The 20,322-nt window shown below is 42.5% G+C and carries 14 protein-coding genes; 4 read left to right on the top strand and 10 right to left on the bottom strand.

Translation table 11 applies throughout. The annotated features are described in order from the left end of the window. Positions 1 to 35 precede the first annotated feature (35 nt). The 4 genes from H5185_RS01935 to yjgA all read right to left on the bottom strand — a co-directional run bounded on the left by H5185_RS01935 (position 36) and on the right by yjgA (position 4,848). Positions 36 to 926, bottom strand: a complete 891-nt coding sequence (locus H5185_RS01935) for a LysR substrate-binding domain-containing protein (RefSeq protein WP_124015301.1) — start codon at positions 924 to 926, stop codon at positions 36 to 38. Positions 927 to 1,192: 266 nt separating this feature from the next. Beyond that, on the bottom strand, positions 1,193 to 1,495 hold the full coding sequence (locus H5185_RS01930) for a hypothetical protein (RefSeq protein ID WP_259396145.1): 303 nt from the start codon (positions 1,493 to 1,495) through the stop codon (positions 1,193 to 1,195). A gap of 293 nt (positions 1,496 to 1,788) precedes the next feature. Then, positions 1,789 to 4,269, bottom strand: coding sequence for an Ig-like domain-containing protein (locus H5185_RS01925; RefSeq protein ID WP_182741194.1), 2,481 nt, complete (start codon positions 4,267 to 4,269; stop codon positions 1,789 to 1,791). Positions 4,270 to 4,314: 45 nt separating this feature from the next. Next, positions 4,315 to 4,848, bottom strand: a complete 534-nt coding sequence (gene yjgA, locus H5185_RS01920; RefSeq protein WP_182741193.1) for a ribosome biogenesis factor YjgA — start codon at positions 4,846 to 4,848, stop codon at positions 4,315 to 4,317. Between the two features lie 159 nt (positions 4,849 to 5,007). Here yjgA and pmbA point away from each other — a divergent pair, with 159 nt between their 5' ends. Further along, the gene (gene pmbA / locus H5185_RS01915; protein ID WP_182723529.1) at positions 5,008 to 6,387 is read left to right on the top strand and encodes a metalloprotease PmbA; all 1,380 of its coding nucleotides are present in this window, start codon (positions 5,008 to 5,010) and stop codon (positions 6,385 to 6,387) included. A 197-nt stretch (positions 6,388 to 6,584) separates the two neighbouring features. Next, positions 6,585 to 7,952 (top strand): hypothetical protein, encoded by a 1,368-nt coding sequence (locus tag H5185_RS01910; RefSeq protein WP_182741192.1) that lies wholly within the window; start codon positions 6,585 to 6,587, stop codon positions 7,950 to 7,952. Between the two features lie 128 nt (positions 7,953 to 8,080). Here the strand turns inward: H5185_RS01910 and rimO are convergent, their stop codons facing one another. Both rimO and H5185_RS01900 read right to left on the bottom strand, forming a co-directional pair. After that, the gene (rimO, locus tag H5185_RS01905) at positions 8,081 to 9,496 is read right to left on the bottom strand and encodes a 30S ribosomal protein S12 methylthiotransferase RimO (protein WP_182741191.1); all 1,416 of its coding nucleotides are present in this window, start codon (positions 9,494 to 9,496) and stop codon (positions 8,081 to 8,083) included. A gap of 242 nt (positions 9,497 to 9,738) precedes the next feature. Further along, the gene (locus H5185_RS01900; protein WP_182741190.1) at positions 9,739 to 11,178 is read right to left on the bottom strand and encodes a methyl-accepting chemotaxis protein; all 1,440 of its coding nucleotides are present in this window, start codon (positions 11,176 to 11,178) and stop codon (positions 9,739 to 9,741) included. A gap of 572 nt (positions 11,179 to 11,750) precedes the next feature. On the opposite strand from H5185_RS01900, the gene exeM reads away from it, so the two are divergent. Beyond that, positions 11,751 to 14,366: an extracellular exonuclease ExeM gene (gene exeM, locus H5185_RS01895; protein WP_182723528.1), complete on the top strand. Its 2,616-nt coding sequence runs from the start codon at positions 11,751 to 11,753 to the stop codon at positions 14,364 to 14,366. A 171-nt stretch (positions 14,367 to 14,537) separates the two neighbouring features. Here the strand turns inward: exeM and H5185_RS01890 are convergent, their stop codons facing one another. Continuing rightward, positions 14,538 to 15,647, bottom strand: coding sequence for a phosphoribosylaminoimidazolesuccinocarboxamide synthase (locus H5185_RS01890; protein WP_182741189.1), 1,110 nt, complete (start codon positions 15,645 to 15,647; stop codon positions 14,538 to 14,540). 210 nt (positions 15,648 to 15,857) lie between these two features. Here H5185_RS01890 and H5185_RS01885 point away from each other — a divergent pair, with 210 nt between their 5' ends. Further along, positions 15,858 to 16,826, top strand: a complete 969-nt coding sequence (locus tag H5185_RS01885; protein ID WP_182741188.1) for a DMT family transporter — start codon at positions 15,858 to 15,860, stop codon at positions 16,824 to 16,826. A 14-nt stretch (positions 16,827 to 16,840) separates the two neighbouring features. On the opposite strand, the gene H5185_RS01880 is transcribed toward H5185_RS01885, so the two are convergent. From H5185_RS01880 to H5185_RS01870, 3 genes are all read right to left on the bottom strand, one after another. After that, on the bottom strand, positions 16,841 to 17,002 hold the full coding sequence (locus H5185_RS01880; protein WP_182696880.1) for a hypothetical protein: 162 nt from the start codon (positions 17,000 to 17,002) through the stop codon (positions 16,841 to 16,843). Between the two features lie 168 nt (positions 17,003 to 17,170). Continuing rightward, on the bottom strand, positions 17,171 to 19,060 hold the full coding sequence (locus H5185_RS01875) for a DEAD/DEAH box helicase (protein WP_124015291.1): 1,890 nt from the start codon (positions 19,058 to 19,060) through the stop codon (positions 17,171 to 17,173). 254 nt (positions 19,061 to 19,314) lie between these two features. Beyond that, on the bottom strand, positions 19,315 to 20,298 hold the full coding sequence (locus H5185_RS01870) for a M20/M25/M40 family metallo-hydrolase (protein ID WP_182741187.1): 984 nt from the start codon (positions 20,296 to 20,298) through the stop codon (positions 19,315 to 19,317). Positions 20,299 to 20,322: the final 24 nt, after the last annotated feature.

Below are 20,322 nucleotides of genomic sequence, written 5' to 3'. Positions count from 1 at the left end.
TGAGCCAGATATCCTAAGCCCTTCAACTTTGACACCTAACGGCTTTCATCGTGAAAGCTTTTAAGGATCCAGTCTATTAGCAATTGCACTTCTGGACGCTGCTGTTCATTGGAATGGCGGGTGAGGTAATAGCGGTCATGGCTATAAAGTGGCTGGGGGAATAATGGAATCAGGATTTTGTTATCAAACCACGCTTGGCTGATAGGCAAGGGTATTAATGCAACGCCAAGCCCTTGCTCTGCTGCTCGCGCGACACTGAACATACTGTCTAATTGAATAATTTGTTTTGGTTTAAATTGCTCAAAGCCGATATTGTCAGCCCATTGATGCCATGCATAGGGTCTGGCTTTATGTAATATCAACGGCACCTTGGTTAACGCTTTAAAGCCTTGTGATGATAGCTCAGAGTGGAGCTGTGCATTACATGCTGGCATATACGTTATTGGAAATAGGTCGTATACATTGTCGCTAGGCTGCTGTTTACCCGAGAGCATAATCGATACATCAGTGTGTTTTATCACATCACTGCGCGATTTAATCGTTTCGAGTTTAAGGTTGATATTGGGGTATTTGGATGACCAGCCAATAAGTTTAGGCATAAACAGCTCGCTAGCGAAAAACTCAGGCATTGAAATACTGACTTCGAGCATTCTGTCTGATTGATTAAATTCACTGACAGTGTTGACCAGTTGCTGCATCACTGGCTCGATCGCTTGGTAAAACCGTGCACCAACTTCAGTTAAGGCAACTGAGCGGGTTTGACGGATAAACAAGCTTAGATTGAGGGTTTCTTCCAATTGCTTAATTTGGTGGCTAACGGCAGATGGTGTGAGGTACAGCTTTTTAGCCGTTTCTTTAAAACTTAAGCATTCAGCTGCGACGCAAAAGCAACGAAGGCCACGCATTGAGGTGTGTAAAGGAAGCATTTAATTCTCAGCAAGGACTAATTAAGTCATTTAATGGAGTAACAGTGTCGACTAAGTAGTAGTGCATTTTTATTATTATTCCTGTGAAAGCAAAGATCAGACCATACTTTAAAGTCTTATTTAAACAAAGTATTAACACATGTGGTATTTATATTTTGAGTTGCTTTAGTGCTTAAACTAATAAACATTGCACCATCTCAGTGCAATGTTTTAGCATTTTGGGCATCAGGAGGTAAGCAGGGCTAGGGCTTATTGCTGCTACTCGATTAGAAGTACAATGTTTCTAGCTTAGTGCCATCAATAAAGATATCGCACTTATCAGCGGTGCTTGATTTTGCAGATTGGATAATACTCGCTACCACGCCAAAGCTACCGCCTTGATCGCCTAATACCGAACCGAAATAGCAATCACCTTTAACAGCCATGCCTTTGAACTTAGCGTTAAGGTGCTGGGTTGGGGTCATTGGTGGGAATCGACCTTGCATGATCGTGTCACCATTAGCGATTAACTGTAGCTTGTTTTTTTCTTTGTCGTATATGCCACCAAAAATGATGGTTTGGTCATTCACTACCACAGTTTTGTTTTGTGCAACGATAGGGGGTTTAGCGGCACAAGCGCTAAGAAGCACGCCTGCGGTTAAAGTAGAAAGTATAAAAAGTTTGCGTATTATTATTCCTTAGTATGCGTCGAGAGGCGTATTCTGGCCCTCGAATGAGTAAACTAGCCCTGTTTACCTATTTGGAATGCACAGTGGAGTTCCATAGTGCACAACGTGCTTATTGTAACAACTTATCAACGAATGCCAATAATAAAAACAGCCTGCTAAAAGAGCAGGCTGTTTAGTCACTCTAAAGCAGTCTTTTATAACAAGCTGACATAAAATTTCAGTTCAGTGACCACACCTTTAGGCGTCGTTGCTGTCAGTGTTACTTGGCTGGTGCCAGATGTACCGATATTTTTGAGGGTAAAGGTGGTTGATGTTCCCCCTGCCGATGTTGCGTTCGGTACGCTGTAGCCAGAGAACTGCAACTCACCTTCAGTGCTGGCAACGGTTAAGATGGTACCTGAAGGTAATATTTGCTTGGCACTATCTGTTAACACCACAGTAAACGTCGATATTTCATTTAATCCGATAGGTTGAATATCACTGGTGTAATCGTTAATCACAGCGTCATCTTGACTCACAACAAACGTCGCATTAGAGCCTGACATAGTTAACACCAATGCTTTACGAATATAGGTGGTCGTGGCAGTGCTATCACATAAGCTGCCTTCACACTGAGGGCCGTTAAATTTACCATCTGCCGCTTGATACGCAGTACTGGCTTGAATATTAAAATATGGCTCACCTAAGTCATGGGTGCGAGACTCATTGTCATCCCTAAAAGCATCAGGTAAATCAACAAAGCCACCGTTATGGTAAGTTTCAACATCCATACCATCACCACTACACGCAATTGACGTTGTGCCATTTAAACAACCATTAACCACGCCGCCATCAGCAGCATCAAACACATTGTTACCGTTGGTATCGAAAAAAGTTTCGTGCCCTAAGGCATAAGCCATAATCGTGACACGGTGATCGCTTACTCGTGGCGATGCCGATGTCCAAATAACTGAACAGCGGCCATCTGCAATAGTACACGATGGCTCAATTTGTCCACCTTCAGCGGTGAAGTTGATGGTCGTGTCATCTGGTGCCGGGTTACCAAAACTGTCAGAGGCATAAGCGGTAATGGTCACTTGCTCGCCATTGTAGTCACCCGCTTCAGGATTACCGTTTGACCTTGAAATACTAAAGCCTAGTTGCTGTGGTATTCCGGTATTGACGGTGAGTTGTTCTGATTGGCTGGTAATGGTTTTATTCGTGTCAGCATCAGTTGTTGATGCCATTACCCGAACCGGTGTTGGAATCGTACCGGCTTGAACGCGAACGCTGACCAAGCCTTGGGCGTTAGTAATACTGCTATCTGTTACTGCGCCATTAGCAAATTGTAAACCGCCAACTGTAGTATCTAGACTAAAGTTTACTTGTTGTTGAGCAGCAGGTTGACCATTCGCACTAGAAACTAAAAAGGTGACTAAGGATGATTCAGTTGAGCCTGTGCCGCCTGAACCTTTGATACGAATTTGGCTTGGGTCAGCTGACACAAAACTCACGTTAGATAAGGTCTGACGGGCTAAGATAAAAGGTAAGCTTGCGCGTAAACTACTGCCATTCACAGTAGTGGTCGCGATGATAGTGTCATTGCGTTCACTATTACCACTGCAACTAACATCAGAGAATGTTGAGCTTGCTGAGCCAGATAAGCTGGTGATAGGTGAGTCGAGTGAGGCATTATCATTGAAGGAACAGTCTGAACTAAAGCTAATACTGGTCGGGCTTTGTAGACGAGTCATATTGCCAGCTGTGTCTTCGCTGACGAGCGTCGCGGTAACCCCAAAAGTGCCACCGGCGCTAATGGTATAACTACCATCCGCTGCTGCCGTTAGTGTTGTGGCTAATTCTCCTTCGACAAACTCACCATTAGCATCAATGGATCCCATTTTTACGATGCCAGTAGTGGCAATGTCGTCAGTCGCTAACACTTCATAAGCGCTAGTACTGCTGAGGGTTACCCCTTGATATTCTGTTGTGGCTGTTAATAAACTGGCGCCTAACTCTGATGCTGACGGAGTATAATTAAGAGTGGCGATACCTGAAGCTTTAGTCAGAGCAGTCGCGGGCGTTAACGTCGCACTACCGGCATTGAATGTGACAATTTGGTTAGCAATACCTTGGTTATTACTGTCGGTAAGTAACGCGCTAAGTTGCACTGTTTTATCAAGATTAAAGCGGGTAATTGGACCTGTAGCATCTGTAATTGAAGCTGTTAATTGAATCGCTTCAGCAGGAATACTTGTGGTGTATTCTTTAAATTGATAATTGCGACTCGCGCTAACTGAGTCAGCATCGCTTGGTGAATAAGTTGCGCTAAGAATGCCAGCCTCGATGCCGCCAGACGTGACAATCGTAGTCGCAAGGCCGGAAGATAATGTTAATGCGCTAGCGGGTGTGACTGTGGCAGTGCTAGTACTGAATGTAATCAGGGCTCCGCTGACGTTAGCATTACCGAGTTTGAGATGTGCAACGGCACAAAAACTGCCATCGATATCAAAAATCAGAGATTCAGTACTGGCATCACATTGGCCATTGACGACATTTTGATAGCTTACAGTAATACTGTAACTGCCATTTGACGTGTCAGCATCGGTGCCATCCGCAGCACCGTTGCAACCTGTAAATAGCAACACTGAAGTTAATAGTAACATTAGTGTGCGAGTCATCATTTTTAGCCGCATTAGCAATATCCTTATTCTATTAAACAGACTATTTTTGAAATGGCCCTAGTCTTTGATTTCAGCTCTTAAATACTTATATAGCTCTTTAGACGATTTTGATTCTGGGCCTTTAGCCAGTTCTTTATTCGCTTGGCGGATCAGTTGACGCAGTTTTTGACGATCAAGTTGTGGATGTAAATCCAGAAGTACTTGAACCTCGTCATCACCATTTGCTAATAAACGCTCGCGCATCTTTTCAAAAATCTGTATTTGAGCAGCTTCATTATTGTTTTTGTTCAACACTTTATCGAGTGCTGCTTCAATAGGTTCATGCTCGTATCCACGCATCAATTTACCAATGTATTGCAAATGGCGGCGATATGCTTCGGTTTTTTGCTTAATCAGTTTTGATTTTAGAATCGCATCATATAAGAATTCATCTAAACCCATTTTGTCTAATTGAGTTTTGCTCAGGGCCACTAAACGCATGCCAAGTGCTTGAGCATCCTCACTTTCTTTTTTAACGCCTGTTCTGCTGACATAGTTGTCATCATTATCATAGGGCTGCTGAAACAGTTCAGAATCGCCAACAATTTTCATAGTCATAAACCTCAAGTCAATATGCGTTAATGATAGCATTTATTTGGCCTAGAATATGCAGAATTTATTGATGATAGTGAGCGATATAAATGCACGGTTATCAATCGCCAATTGAATTTGATATGCTAGCGGCAACTAGACTAATCAAAGAGTAATTTTGTGGCTTCTCATCCTTCTTCAGCGCCTAGCGCAACTGAACCAACACCTAGAATTGATTCTGAATTATCTGCGTTAAAAGATGCTGTCGCTGTCGCGTTAGAATACGCAAAAGTGTTAGGCACTTCGGCCGCTGAAGTGGCTATTAGTAAGCAGCAAGGTTTGTCGGTTTCTACCCGTGAAAAAGAAGTTGAAACCGTTGAGTTTAATAAAGACGGTGCGTTAGGCATTACCATTTACCGCGATGGTCGCAAAGGCAGCTCATCAACCTCGGACTTAAGCCCAGAGGCGATTCGCCAAGCGGTAAAAGCCGCCGATGGTATTGCAAAATATACCTCAGAGGATCCTTTTAGTGGCTTGGCTGATCCCGCTTTGATGGCGCAAGATATTCGCGATTTAGAGTTATACCATCCACACGATATCGATGCAGAAGAGCTGGCACAGCTGGCTATTCGCGCTGAGGAAGCCAGTTTATCAGTTGATAGTCGTATCCGAAATTCAGACGGCGCCAGCGCTAATGCGCATACAGCTGCCAGAGTGTATGGCAATAGCCATGGGTTTCTTAATGGCTATTGCAGCTCTCGCTACAGTTTGAGCTGTGTGGTGATAGGCGAAGAGTCTGACGGTAATTTACAGCGTGACTATGACTATACCGTTGCGCGTAAGTACAGTGATTTATTGTCTCCAGAAGCCGTTGGTTTGCAAGCGGCAAACAAAACCTTAAGCCGTTTAGATGCACGTAAAATTGCCACCGCGAAAATGCCGGTGTTATTTGCGCCAGAAATTGCTACCGGCCTGATGGGCCATTTAATTGGTGCGATCAGTGGCAGCAGTATTTACCGCAAGTCGAGCTTCTTAATGGAGGCATTGAATACCCAAATATTCCCAGACTGGTTTAGCATCGAAGAGCAGCCACATTTGTTAGGTGCTTTAGCCAGCGCTAATTATGACAGCGAAGGTGTCGCTACCCAAGATCGGCGTATTATTGATCGCGGCCAATTAGAAACTTACTTATTAACCAGTTATTCTGCACGTAAGCTAGGTATGACCAATACTGGTCATGCTGGTGGTATTTATAACTGGACCTTAAGCCATTCAAACCAAACATTTGATGACTTGGTCAAAACCATGAATACCGGCTTAATTGTTACCGAAGTAATGGGCCAAGGCGTTAATGGCGTTACGGGTGATTATTCTCGCGGCGCGGCCGGCTTCTATGTTGAAAATGGCGAAGTGCTATACCCAGTAGAAGAGATCACCATAGCGGGTAATTTAAAAGACATGTTTATGGGAATACAAGGTGTAGGTAAAGATCGCGATTTACGTTCATCAATCCGTACCGGCGGAATTTTACTGAGCGAGATGAAAATCGCGGGGAATTAACTCCTTTTGCTGAACAACGCATTTATGGTTTAAATGCAAACAATAAAAGCCTCTTATCTAATTGATTAAGAAGCTTTTTTTAGCTTTAATTTGGCTCTTGACGCTTTATCACTCTACTTTACCTTTCTTGACAGTCGTTTACAGGCAAGGGGTGTCATAACTCTTGCAAATGTAACTATATGGTTAATGGAGTAAATATGTTTCACAAAAAAATAAGTCGATTGATGATAATGTCTGCAATGGGATCCTTGTTATTAGGCTGCGGCTCAGACAGTGAAGAAAGCAGTAGTGATGTCGCTTATGTGCAGTTTTATAATGCATCACCGAATAGTACATCGACCTCATTAGTATTGGATGACTATTCATATACGGCAGTTGATTTTGCTGATGCAATGCCTCGATATGGTTACAGTGTGGGTAGCACAGATTTAGAGATATATGGCCAAGATGAAGATGGCGAAACAGTCACAATTTACAGTGACACCGTAAGTTTAAAGGATGATGATAATCATTTATTCGTGTTATACGGTGATTACCTTGACCCACAATTACTGGATATAAACTACAACCGCGATGATATGGACGAGCTTAACGCGGATGATGATTATGAATACAGTAAAATGCAGGTGTTAGTCGCTAACGTCGCAACAGACGAAGGCACATTTGATGCGTATATATCACTTGATACTCAAAGTATTGACGAAGCGGTAATGATTGGTAGCGCAGCATATAGCACGTATACCGACTCAACCATTCTTGATACTGATGATTACATTGTGTACCTCACCACAACGGGTACTAAAGACGTGGTTTACACAACCGGCAGTATGGATCTTACCACTGAAACGGTTTACAAATTAGTGATCCGTAATAGCTTTGGCGCAGGCGACATTAAAGTCACCATCGACAGTGTTGATTCAACAACAACGCCAGATAACTATGCAGCATTAGAAGCCACTGCAGACTACCGAGTGTTTAACGGACTCGAAACTCAAAACATCGATGTTGATGTGGTGAGTAAGCAAGAAACTCAGTACTTATACGATGTTGCATCTTTTGCTGTAACAGATTACCAATCAACTTCGTTCAACGATTATGGTATTACGGTTAGAGATGCCACAAGTAAAACCAAGTTATTTGATAATTTATTGGTAACCTTTAACCAAGATGACGTCAAATCGTTACTGATTTATCAAAAAGCTGACAGCTCTGTTAAAGGCATGGTTATCTCTCAAGACTTACGTCCACGAGCATACGAATATAAAGTCGATGTCGTTAATTTATCATATGATTACGATGATTTAACTGTGTACTTTGTCCGTGACTCTGAAACCATTGAAACAGCAGAATATACCTTGACTGACTTAGACTTTGTTGAACAACAGAGCTTAACATTACCTTCTGATGACTATGAAATTAACATAGTGTATGAAGATGACAATGGCACTCAAACATTGGTGTATCAGTCTGAATCAATGAGTATCAGTGGTAGCAACAATTTTACCTTTGTACTGACGCCAGATACAGAAAGCGCACTAGGTCATAGATTAACGTCATTAGAATAATTGAGCCTAAAGCTGGTCTTTAATACGGTATCAAAGCAGTAATTAAGCCAGTTTAAAGCCTAAAAAGCCGATATCAATGATATCGGCTTTTTTATGAGTTAACGCGCTATAACGCTGACTTATGGAGTTTATTCATCTTCATCTTCAACTTTTACGCCCCAGACATCATGTTCATCAGCGTGAATAATTTGTACCCATACTTGATCACCTGGTTGCACGTCAAACTCGTCGGTTAAATACACTTTTCCGTCAATTTCTGGCGCATCCATGTATGACCGACCAATAGCACCTTCGGTATTCACTTCATCAATTAAGATTAAATACTCTTGCCCAATTCGAGCTTGCAATTTGTCGGCACTAATTTGTGCTTGCACAGCCATAAAGCGCTGTAATCTGTCTTCCATAACATCATCAGGGACATGGTCTGGTAAGTCGTTGGCCTTAGCACCTTTAACCGGCGAGTATTTAAAACAACCGACGCGATCAAGTTGTGCGGCTTCTAAAAAGTCGAGTAACTCTTCAAACTCTGCTTCAGTTTCACCCGGGAAGCCAACAATAAAGGTCGAACGAATCACTAATTCTGGGCAAATCTCGCGCCATTTAGCAATGCGTTCTAATACTTTGTCTGAACTACCTGGACGTTTCATTAGTTTCAGTATGCGTTTATTAGCATGCTGAAACGGAATGTCTAAATACGGTAAAATACTACCTTGTGCCATTAATGGAATGATGTCATCCACATGTGGGTAAGGGTAAACATAATGCAAACGAACCCACACACCTTGTTTGGCTAACTGCTCACAAAGCTGCTGCATATGGGTTTTAACTGGCATACCATCCCAAAAAGCAGTTTTATGTTTTACATCAACGCCATAAGCAGAGGTGTCTTGTGAAATAATCAATAATTCTTTCACGCCAGCATTCACGAGACGCTGTGCTTCACCTAATACGTCACCAATAGGGCGAGAGTCTAAATCACCGCGCATTGAAGGGATAATGCAGAAAGTACAGCGGTGATTACAGCCTTCGGATATTTTCAAATAGGCGTAATGTTTAGGGGTCAGTTTGATGCCGTGATCAGGCACTAAATCAATTAATGGATTATGTTTTGGTTTCTCAACATGCAGGTGAACTTGCTTTAACACTTCATCATAAGCATGAGGGCCAGTTACCCCTAAAACATTAGGATGAAGTTCGATAATTTCGTCTTTCTTTACCCCTAAACAACCCGTCACTAACACTTTACCGTTTGCCGCTAATGCTTCACCTATGGTCTCTAAAGACTCTTGTACTGCACTATCGATAAAGCCACATGTATTGACAATTACCAGATCGGCATCATCGTAACTGTTGGTGACATCATAACCTTCAGTGCGCAACTGTGTCAGGATCCGTTCAGAGTCGACAAGGTTTTTGGGGCAACCCAATGAAACAAATCCAATACGATTACCGGTGGTTTCTGTGTTCAGGCTATTGGCCTTAAGTGTTTTTACCGGAATGTCTAACGTGGTGGTTTGCTTGGGTTTAAAAGTTTCAACTGTCATATGATCTCACACATAAAGTTAACGATATTGGTGGGGATGTCAAAGTGGGCGGATTATACCTGAACGGGCTAAAAGGTATAGATCCATTTAGCGTGAAAAGTATACTCATAAACAGTATGTAAAGTATAGGTGATAGCGGATGTTAGCTGATGGCAAAATACAAAAAACGACGGATAATGTTAACCATTACCCGTCGTTTTTAATCTTGCATAGATATAGGAGTAAACCTATGTGTAAATAAGTTAATTTGTGCGGTATTGGCTTAAAATCTTACCTAAATCACTTGATGCTTTTGATAGTTCTTTAACACCACTTGAAGACTGTTGCGATAAACCTCTAATAATATTTGATTTCTGTCTTATTTCAGTCAGTTCTTTAGCAATATCATTGGCTACGGCACTTTGTTCTTCTGATGACGTTGAAATTTGGAAGCTCATGTCCATAATCGATTTCGATGATTCTGAAATGGCATTAATATCGGTACCAATATTGGCAATTAGATCGCTACTGGTCTGTGCTTGCTTGACGGTATCGCGAGTAATACTGTCGATATTGAGTGTTTCACTTTGCAGTAATTCAATCATTTTATGAATTTCAACCGTTGCTGCTTGAGTACGACCGGCAAGGGTTCTTACTTCGTCTGCAACCACAGCAAAACCACGACCCATCTCACCAGCACGCGCCGCTTCAATGGCTGCGTTTAATGCCAGTAAGTTGGTTTGATCTGAAATGGCATTAATCGTGGTAATGACTTCATTAATATTGGTGGCATTGACTTTTAAGGTCGTGACCGAGTTTGAAGTTTGTTCAATGTAGCTAGATAACTGCTTAATCTCATTAATGGCACGTTTTGCTCGGTCATAACTCTGGCGTGTGTATTCTGAATCTTGTTCCACTCTTTGGGTCGAATTACGGGCAATATTCGACACTTCTGCCGCAGATGCGGTCATTTCTTCCATTGCCGTAGCGACTGAGTCGAGCGAAGCATACTGTAAGTCAATTTGTTCAGCACTTTGTACTGCATCATTGGCAAATGAGTTGGAAGTGGTTTGCAATGTTCCGGCACTTTTTTTCACAGCAACGACAAGTTCAGTTAATGTGTCCATGGCTTTGTCTAGTGCGCAGCCAATGGTACCGAACTCATCACGACCAGGATGGAAACCTAAACGAGAGGTTAAATCACCTTTGGCAATTTTTTCTGTGGTACTCCACAACACCCATAGGGCACCACCAATAAAGGTGGCATTCCAGTAAATCACCAATGCAAACGGTAACACCCACAAGAATGATAGCAATAACGAAACTAATGCCGCTTGCTTAGCCGTAGCTTCTTGGCCATAGACTGATTCACTCATCGCATAATATTGGTTATTTAATGTATAAACGGCAGTAACAGTATCTTGTTGGCGTGAGCTGGTTTGCAAACGACCCGATACTTGTAAGCCGAGACTTGAGGCTTGATCTAGCTGATTGGTCGCATCAAGTGCTTGTACTGTAGCGGCCGTTTTTTGCTCTAAAACATGCAGAGATTGCTGCTCAATGTTGTCTATTTTACTAAAGTAACTGCTAAACGATACGCTTGATAAAATGATGAGGAATAGTCCGAAAATCGTCCAAAACTTATCGTTAATGGACATTTTGATGAAGAGTTTATCGATATTTCTGAAATCAACTTCTTTCATGGTTTTAGTACCTAAACCTGTAAATACAATAAATTTGAATACTAGATGAGCCGTTAGTGTTTTGATACTAATAGTCAGCGTGGCAGTATTTTTTTGTGACCAATATGGCATTGGTTCATGTTCAATATCGACAATAACACGAATAACTTAAATGAATTATCTATGTCGACAGCTCATCCGGTATCTGCCATGTCAATCAGCCAATATTAGCGTAATAGTTAGCTAAAAGCCTTACATTTTCAAGCTGATGTTACGCCAAAAAATCTAATATGAAACAAATAATTCTATTTTTAATTTTCTTTTCAACAGAATTGTTACAAAACTTATCTTGTTAAGTTGTCATTATGCCTGACTGTGTTCTGAGTCTAGTTATTGTTTTATTTGATGTATTTCTTTTATTCGCAGATGTCGTTTTTCTGTAAGGATAAAATTACTTGTTAATCAATCAGATATCAAATTTATTTACCTCATTAATGTGATCTATGTTCTTTTTTCTGTAAACAAACTTTGGGACAATCGCGCCGCATATTACAAAAAAATAGCATTTATATTACAAAATATGGGGTTACAAAATGAAAGGACTGACTAAACTAACGGCGGTTTCACTCGCAGTTGCTGCAGCATTGCCTATGATGGCAAATGCAGATGTATTGATAAGTGAATACGTTGAGGGTAGTGCAAATAATAAAGCGATTGAACTGTACAACAACAGTGATGTTGCGGTTGATTTAACAGGTTACAAATTAGTTCGTTATAAAGACGGCGATACAGCAGCGCTAGATATGGTTGAGTTAACCGATTCGATAGCCGCAAAAAGTGTCAAAGTGATTTTGCACCCAAGTGCAGCGATTACCTTACCGGCAGCAACAGACTCTATGACTGGCAATTTGTACTTTAATGGTGGCGATGCTGTTGGTCTATTAAAAGACGGTGTGTTAGTTGATGTAATTGGTGAAATTCCAACGCCAAGTGGCTGGGGGTTAGATGCCACCTTCCAACGTAATCTAGATAACTTAACGGCTAGCACTACCTATGATGCTACCCAGTGGGTTGAATTAGAAAAAGACACTTTCAGTGGTTTAGGTTCGCTTGATGCTGCGGTTGCGCCAGAGCCATCTACATTTACCTGTAATGGTGCAACGCTAACAAATATTTATGACGTTCAAGGTGCTGGAGATGCAAGTCCTTTACTTGCCGAGGGGAGTTTTTCATCCGCTAACGAAGTAACCGTAAAAGGGATAGTTACTGCCAGAAGCGACAGTTTATACAAAGGTTTCTTTATTCAAGACATGCAAGGTGATAACTCACCTTATACTTCTGACGGTATTTTTGTTTTCATGAACCAAGCGGCACCAGACACGATTCAGCCCGGCGCTGAAGTGTGTGTGCAAGGTAAAGTCAGCGAGTATTACGGCTCAACTCAGATAGACATTAAAGACGATCAAAAATTTGAAGTGGGAGCAATGGGTGACGTACCTGCTGCCAGTGCATTTTATGTTGCCGATGGTGAAACGCTTGCACAAGCATTAGAACGTGTTGAAGGCATGAAAGTGAAGCTAGATGCTGGTAGCGAGATGAAAATTTCTCGTACCTTTAGTTTCGATTATGATTCATACCGCAATAATATGATGTTGTCTCATAAAGCGCCATTAATGAAGCCTACTCAAGTGTTTGAACCGAATTCAGCCGATGCAATCGCACTCGGTAAAGCGAATGCGGTAAATCAGTTATTTGTAGAGTCTGACTTCAAAGCAAAAGACGGTGAAGTGCCTTACTTCCCTGACTTTAATGCTGAGACCGGTTATATCCGTGTGGGCGATCAGCTCACAAACCTTGAAGGCGTGATTGGTTATAGCTACAACTCATACCGAATTTTAGCGACTAACACCATTACTGCGGGTGATTTGATCCGTGTAAATGATCGCACTGATGCGCCGACTGTGGCAGACATGGGTGATATTCGCGTCGCTAGCTTTAACGTATTGAATTTCTTTAACGATGCTGTTGGCGGTGATGCCAATCCATCAAACAGTAACCGTGGCGCGCTAACGGAAGAGGAAATGGTTCTGCAACGCACTAAGATTGTGTCTGCACTCGTCGCCATGAATGCTGATGTTGTTGGCTTAATGGAGATTGCTAACAATGGCTTTGGTGAGCTAAGTGCAGTGCAAAATTTAGTTGATGCACTGAATGCTGAATTAACCGATGAGCAAGCATATCGCTTTATCGAAATTGCAGATGCGGACAAATACGACGGTAAGTTTATTGGTACTGATGCCATTACCGTTGGTATGTTATATCGCCCAGCGCGCATCACTTTAGACGGCGCTGCAAAAGTTATTGCAACGCCTGAGCAACATGCTGCAGAAGGCGCTCAAACTCGCGAGAAAGATGGTGTGGTTGAGAAAAGCCCTAGTTCTGATAAGTTCCAACGTCACAGCTTAGTGCAAACGTTTAGTATTAATGATGAAAAACTGACCGTAGTTGTTAACCACCTAAAATCGAAAGGTTCAGGTTGTATCGAAGACTGGGCTGAGTTTAATGAAAATGCTGAGCCAGCAGACATGCAAGGCAAGTGTAATGCTTTCCGTGTATCAGCGGCTAAAGTATTGGGTGAGTCATTAAAAGATGTCGAAGGCGATATACTGGTTATTGGTGATTTAAATGCTTATGGCAAAGAAGATCCAGTTGCAGTATTGACTGACTATGATGCGTCAACCACAGATCATGTTATCCGCACCGCGTCTTGGACCACTTTAAACGGTAAAGTGTACGAGCGTGAAGGCAGTGTCATTGATAAAGGTTATGGGTTAATTAACTTAAACACTCAAGCTCATGGTGCAACGACTTACTCATACAGCTACAACGGTGAGTTAGGTAACTTAGACCATGCACTAGGTAATGCGAGCTTAGCAGCTAAGTTAGTCGATATTGACGACTGGCACATCAACTCAGTTGAATCTAACCTGTTTGAATATGGTAGTAAATACACTGGTGATTTGGTTAAGTCTGAAAGTGCATTCTCAGCTTCTGACCATGACCCTGTGATCATTGCACTAAGCTACCCTGCGCCAGTAACACCAACGCCTACGCCAACACCAGAGCCTGTTCAAGACAGTGACGGTGGTAGTTTAGGTTACTTCGCATTGATGTTATTAGGTGCACTAGGCTTACGCCGTCGTAGTTAATAATGATGTGTTAATCGGTATCGTAGTTAATTGATGATACATAAAAAAGGATGACAATTGTCGTCCTTTTTTTATGAGCCATGGTGTATAAACCCGTTACTACTATTGCGTACTATGTGCAGATTCGCACACATAAAAAAAGGCGCCTAAGCGCCTTTTTGCAAAGCAAACTTAGATTGATTCAATTAAATCATACTGTTCACATAACACTTTAATAATGTCAGCTTTTGGATTCGCAGGTAATGGAATCGTAGCTCCAGTTACTTTTTCAGCCACACCAATATAAGTGCGTGATACGCTCATCATAGCCTCTAACGGCAAGTCGTTGTCACGGGCAAGCGCTTCACGTTCTGGCATTCTGTCTTTGTTTAATAAAATGTCGGCATCGTCAAAATGGTTTAACAAGAATTGACGGAAACCTTCTTTGGAATTTTCAACAATCTTACCTTCGCGATAAGCTGCGCCATCCCAAATACGTGATGAATCAGGGGTGCCAACTTCATCCATGTAAATGAGTTTAGCGTTGCCGTCTTTATCGTTGACATAACCAAACTCGAATTTGGTATCGACAAACACTTGGTCAAGCTTGGCTAGCGAATCAGATATTACCTTAAAGCCTTGCTTGAGCAGGACTTCATACAGGTCGATATCTTGTGGTTTTTCAAAGCCAAATGCTTGATAGTTGGCTTCAATATCACTGCGACTAATATTAACGTCATCCTGTGCTGGCACACCAGGAATACCGGTTAAAATACCTTTGGTAGACGGGGTGATTAGCAGTTCAGGTAGCTTTTGATCTTTGCTTAAGCCTTCTGGCAGGGTGATGCCACAAAAGACTCGTTCACCTTTTGAATAAGCACGCCACATTGAACCCGTTATGTACTGACGGCAAATAGCTTCCACTTTAATCGGGCGAGCTTTTTGAACGATCCACACAAAAGGGTGTGGAATGTCTAAAATGTGGCTATCGGCTAAACCATTTTCAGCGAACAAGCCAAACCAATGATTAGAAATGGCATTGAGTGCTGCTCCTTTACCCGGGATCCCCTGCAAGTTACCTTCGCCATGAAAAATGCAGTCAAATGCAGAAATGCGATCACTGATCACCATAATCGCCAGCGGAGTATCTTCAGGTACATCGTAACCTTTGTCGCGAATTAAGCGGCGGCTATCAGCATCTGTTAACCAGTAAACACTGCGAACTTTGCCACTGTGAACAGGCTTGTCGGTACGAATAGGTAAATCATTGTTAACTGCAAGAACGGAATCAGCAAGACTCATGCGAGTGTTCCTTAGGTTGAAGGGCGTATAGGGTTTTTATGGCGGCTATTTTACCTGCATTAAACGGGTTTGCCACGGGAAAGGGTGAGTTGAAATAGGCTTTTTTGTTATGCGAACAATCTTTGGGTAGTTTAGCAATATCTTGTTCAAGACTTTGTGAGGTTAATCAGGCAAAATTCATTTCCTAAATAGTGTTTGGAATAACAACAATTGAATAGCGAACAAGAAAATATTAATAACCGTTTGGGGCTGATATTCGTGTCTATTGCGGTATTTTTCTGGGGTATTTTGCCTATTGCGTTAAAGCTATCCGGTGGTTTTATTACCCCAGTTACCCTGACTTGGTTTCGGTTTGTCATGGCATTAGTGGTGACCTTGTTAATTCAATGGCGCTTAGGTGCATTACGCCAATTTGCAGGACTGCCGGCAGCGATATGGATGAAATTGGTATTAGCTGGGGTATTGTTGATGTGCAACTACGTATCGTTTGTGTATTCATTGGGCTATTTAGCCCCAGGCACTGCGCAGCTTAATTTTCAAACCGCGCCGTTTTTTTTAGCCTTTGGCGGGGTGCTGTTTTTTAAAGAACGCTTTAACGCATTTCAACTGAGTTGTTTTGCCACCCTAGGATTGGGGATGTTGATGTTTTTCCATCCACAGCTGGATTTAAACCAAGCCAGTGATCATCAAGTATTGATTGGCATTATGATTGTGCAATTTTCGGTGATGTCGTGGACCAGTTATGCATTATTGCAGAAATCGGTAAGTCAGCGGTTATCACCCAGTAATGTGCTGTTATTTATTTACGCATTAGGCATTGTGCTTATGGCGCCATTTAGTGATTTTAGTCAGTTTGAAGCAATGACATTAAACCAATGGTGGATCGTCCTGTTTTGTGGTGCCAACACCTTGATTGCATATGGCTGTTTTGGTCAAGCAATGCAATATTGGCCCACGGCACAAGTCAGTGCCATGTTGGCATTAACACCGGTATTGAGTTTTACTGCAACAGAAGTTGTGGTCAATCTTGGTTGGTGGAGCGGGGTATTTGCCGGTGCCGATATTGATGTGTTGTCATTTGCTGGCATCGTTATGATTGTGTGTTCGGTGTTTGCCGTGCAAATTGTCCCCTTGTATCAAAAGCGTAAGCAGGCCAAAGCGTTCAGGACTGTACTGTAAATAGTCGCTAGGCATTAACTATGTTGCGCGAGGTAATAAAGCATTAAACCAAATGCGCTAAATAGTGTGCCGCCAATTATCATCATCCATAGCAAGGTTTTATCTTGCTTGGCTGATTTTGTAGCGTCAAGGAATGTCGAGCCAAATATCTGTGCAACGACGAGTAAAAAATCCATTTAGATTACCTATCGGGTTAATTCATTCGAGAATGATAATATTGCCTACATTCCTGTTGTAGCCAAATTAATTAGTGTTAACTGTTAGTTTTTTTGAACCAAGACTATGTTGTAGAAAACAAAAATGGAGCCCTTAGGCTCCATTTTTTGTGTCATTCAACTGAATGACTAACCGTTGTCACGTGGCTTACGTGGACGACGTTCTGCACTTGCAGGGCGGTCACTAGCTGGACGATCACCCGCTGGGCGGTCAGTACGTGGACGGTCACTACGAGCACGGTCACTACGTGGACGACGTGGAGCGCCTGCGCCGCGAGTCGTGTCAGCGAACACTTCATCACCCGCTTCACGAATGTTTAAAGGACGACCACAAACACGCACTTTTCTTAGGTGTGAAAGGATGTCTTTAGGCATTCCGTCTGGTAAATCAACTGTTGTGACTTGATCAAACAATTGGATTTGACCAATGAAACGGCTGTCGATGTTTGCTTCGTTAGCAATTGCACCAACGATGTTACCTACACCAACACCATTTTCACGACCTACATCGATAACATAACGATTCATTTTCACGTCTGGGTTATCTTTTAAGCCTTCTGCATCACCAAAGCTGTTTGGCGCTGGACGGCTGCTACGCTCGCCACGGTCACTGCGTTCACGACGTGGACGATCGCCACGGTCGCTATTGCGGTCACCACGGTCGCTACTACCACGTTCGTCACGTGAATCACGTTGACGCTCGGTAATAGTCGGTAACTGTAGTGGACGTTCTTGCTGTACTTGTTGTAACAAAGCAGCAGCCAGTAAATCGGTATCAACTTCAAGTTGTTGACATAATTCTGCGACAGCGTTTTTCATGAAATCTAAGTCACCGTTGATGGTTTCTTGGATTTGCTCGCCTAAACGAGATAAACGACGCTCTGCAACTGATTCAGGGCTAGGTACTTTCATTGGCGAAATACGGCTGTTTGTAGCACGTTCGATAGTGCGTAACATGCGCATTTCACGATTGGTTACAAATAGAATTGCCATACCAGTACGACCAGCACGACCAGTACGACCGATACGGTGTACATAGGCCTCTGAATCATAAGGAATATCGTAGTTTACTACGTGACCAATACGTTCAACGTCTAGACCACGTGCCGCAACGTCAGTCGCGATTAAAATATCTAACTTGCCGCGCTTAAGCTGCTCTACAGCACGCTCACGAGCTTGCTGATTCATGTCACCATGTAATGGCGATGAAGCATAACCACGGGCTTCTAATTTTTCTGCTAATTCAACACAGCTGTTACGGGTACGAACGAAGATGATAATACCTTCAGTATTTTCAACTTCTAAAACACGTACTAACGCTTCTAGTTTATTGTGTTGTGATACTTGCACATAACGTTGGTCAATAGACTCAACCGTTGTCTGGCTAGACGCTATGCTGATATTCACTGGGTTAGATAAGTGCTTAGCTGCAACGCGCTTAATTTGCTCAGGCATAGTCGCTGAGAATAATGCAAGTTGGCTATCAGCAGGCTTGTGCTCTAATACCCATTCGATATCGTCGATGAAGCCCATTTTTAGCATTTCATCGGCTTCGTCTAATACTAATGCTTTTAAGCTATCTAGTTTTAATGTGCCACGACGCATGTGATCCATTACACGACCTGGAGTACCAACAATCACTTGTGGTCCACGCTTAAGGGCGTTTAATTGTTGTTGCATGCTTTGACCACCGTAAATCGGTAGTACGTGGAAGCCTTTCATGAATTTGGCATAACTACCAAATGCTTCGGCAACTTGAACCGCTAATTCGCGGGTTGGAGCTAACACCAAAATCTGTGGAGCATTGATTTTCATGTCGATTTTGTTTAGTAAAGGCAGGGCAAATGCGCCTGTTTTACCAGTACCAGTTTGTGCTTGACCGATAATATCTTTACCAGCCATAAGCGGGTCGATACTCGCAGCTTGAATTGGAGTTGGGTTTTCATAACCTAACTCGTCAAGCGAACGCAACAAAGACTCAGACAGGCCGAGTTCGCGGAAAGTTCTTTCAGATGACATTGAGTTGTAGCCTTGTGGATGCGCACGAAGTTCGGAAGCTCGTGCTAAAGTTTCACAGACAGAAAATCAACCCCGTGTCGATTTCCCGCGCCGATAAGGGGGCGTATTATAGCAGCAAGATTGCAAGTTGACCACGTAAAAACTGAAAATAAACATTAATTTGGCCATTAAAGCTGAAGATTGGCCTGATTCTTGATTTTTAAAACCTGTTAATTGATTGAAAAGTGAACACTTGTTGTCGCAGGTTAAGCGATTTATGGGGCTTTGGTCAGCTTATCGATACTGATCATTTGATACACTGTTTCAGCAACCGCCACGATGAAGTCTATGTCTAAAGTATCGATTGTGTCTTCGGGCGTATGGTATTGAGCATGCGGTGGCACCCCAAAGTACACCCAAGGATAACCCGCTTGGTGAAATGGATAATGGTCAGATGCCCTAAGCCAGTCGGTTTTATTCATCCTTCCACTTAACAAATTGCTGTGATGAGTCTTAATGCATAATTGAGTTTTTTGGATTAATTCTTGCTCAATCGATTCAAAATCAACTAGGTTTTTCTGGCCTTCCATGTAAATGGCTTTGCGACGATCGGGATGACCTATCATGTCTAAATTGATGCTCAGTTCAATTTCCATTTGTGGATCTTGTTGTAATAAGGCAACTAAAGCATAGCTACCATATAGGCCGGGCTCTTCTGCGTCAGTAGCCACTAGCATTAAGTTCACATCATCTAACGGCGGATCACCTTGCCATTGGGCTGCAATCGCCATCATTCCTGCAATACCTGATGCATTATCATCGGCTCCTGGATAGCGTTTACTGGCTGTTTGACCTAAGTGATCGTAGTGGGCAGTAATGACTCGCCATCGGTTGGAATTGGTTTTTGCTGCAATAGTGGCAATGATATTGACTCCTGAGGCGGTCGAAAATTGATAATCATAACTAAATGGTACGGCAAATGTTGCTTGCCAGGGTTGTAATCCCATTTCAGCAAAGCGTTTGATTAAGAACTCTTGCGTGAGGCGAGCACCTTGCGTGGCGGTTTTGCGCCCTTGAAATTCTGCAGTGGTTAAGATTGAGATATCTTGGGTGATTTGTTGATGAGCATCGGGCCAGCTGCTTAGTATAGCTGATGAGCATTGGCGCGGCGTTTGACTACAGCCGCTGAGTAAGGCTATTGATAAGCCACACCATAAGCCAAAGCTAACCACCTTAAAACAAGTTTGAGCAGTAAACATGGGTGTTATCTCCTCTTATTTGCT

The sequence above is a fragment of the Shewanella sp. SG44-6 genome, assembly GCF_014164185.1.
Taxonomy (GTDB): Bacteria; Pseudomonadota; Gammaproteobacteria; order Enterobacterales; family Shewanellaceae; genus Shewanella; species Shewanella vesiculosa.
Note: the sequence above shows the minus strand (reverse complement) of the source record. Positions and strands in the feature narration are given on the sequence as shown.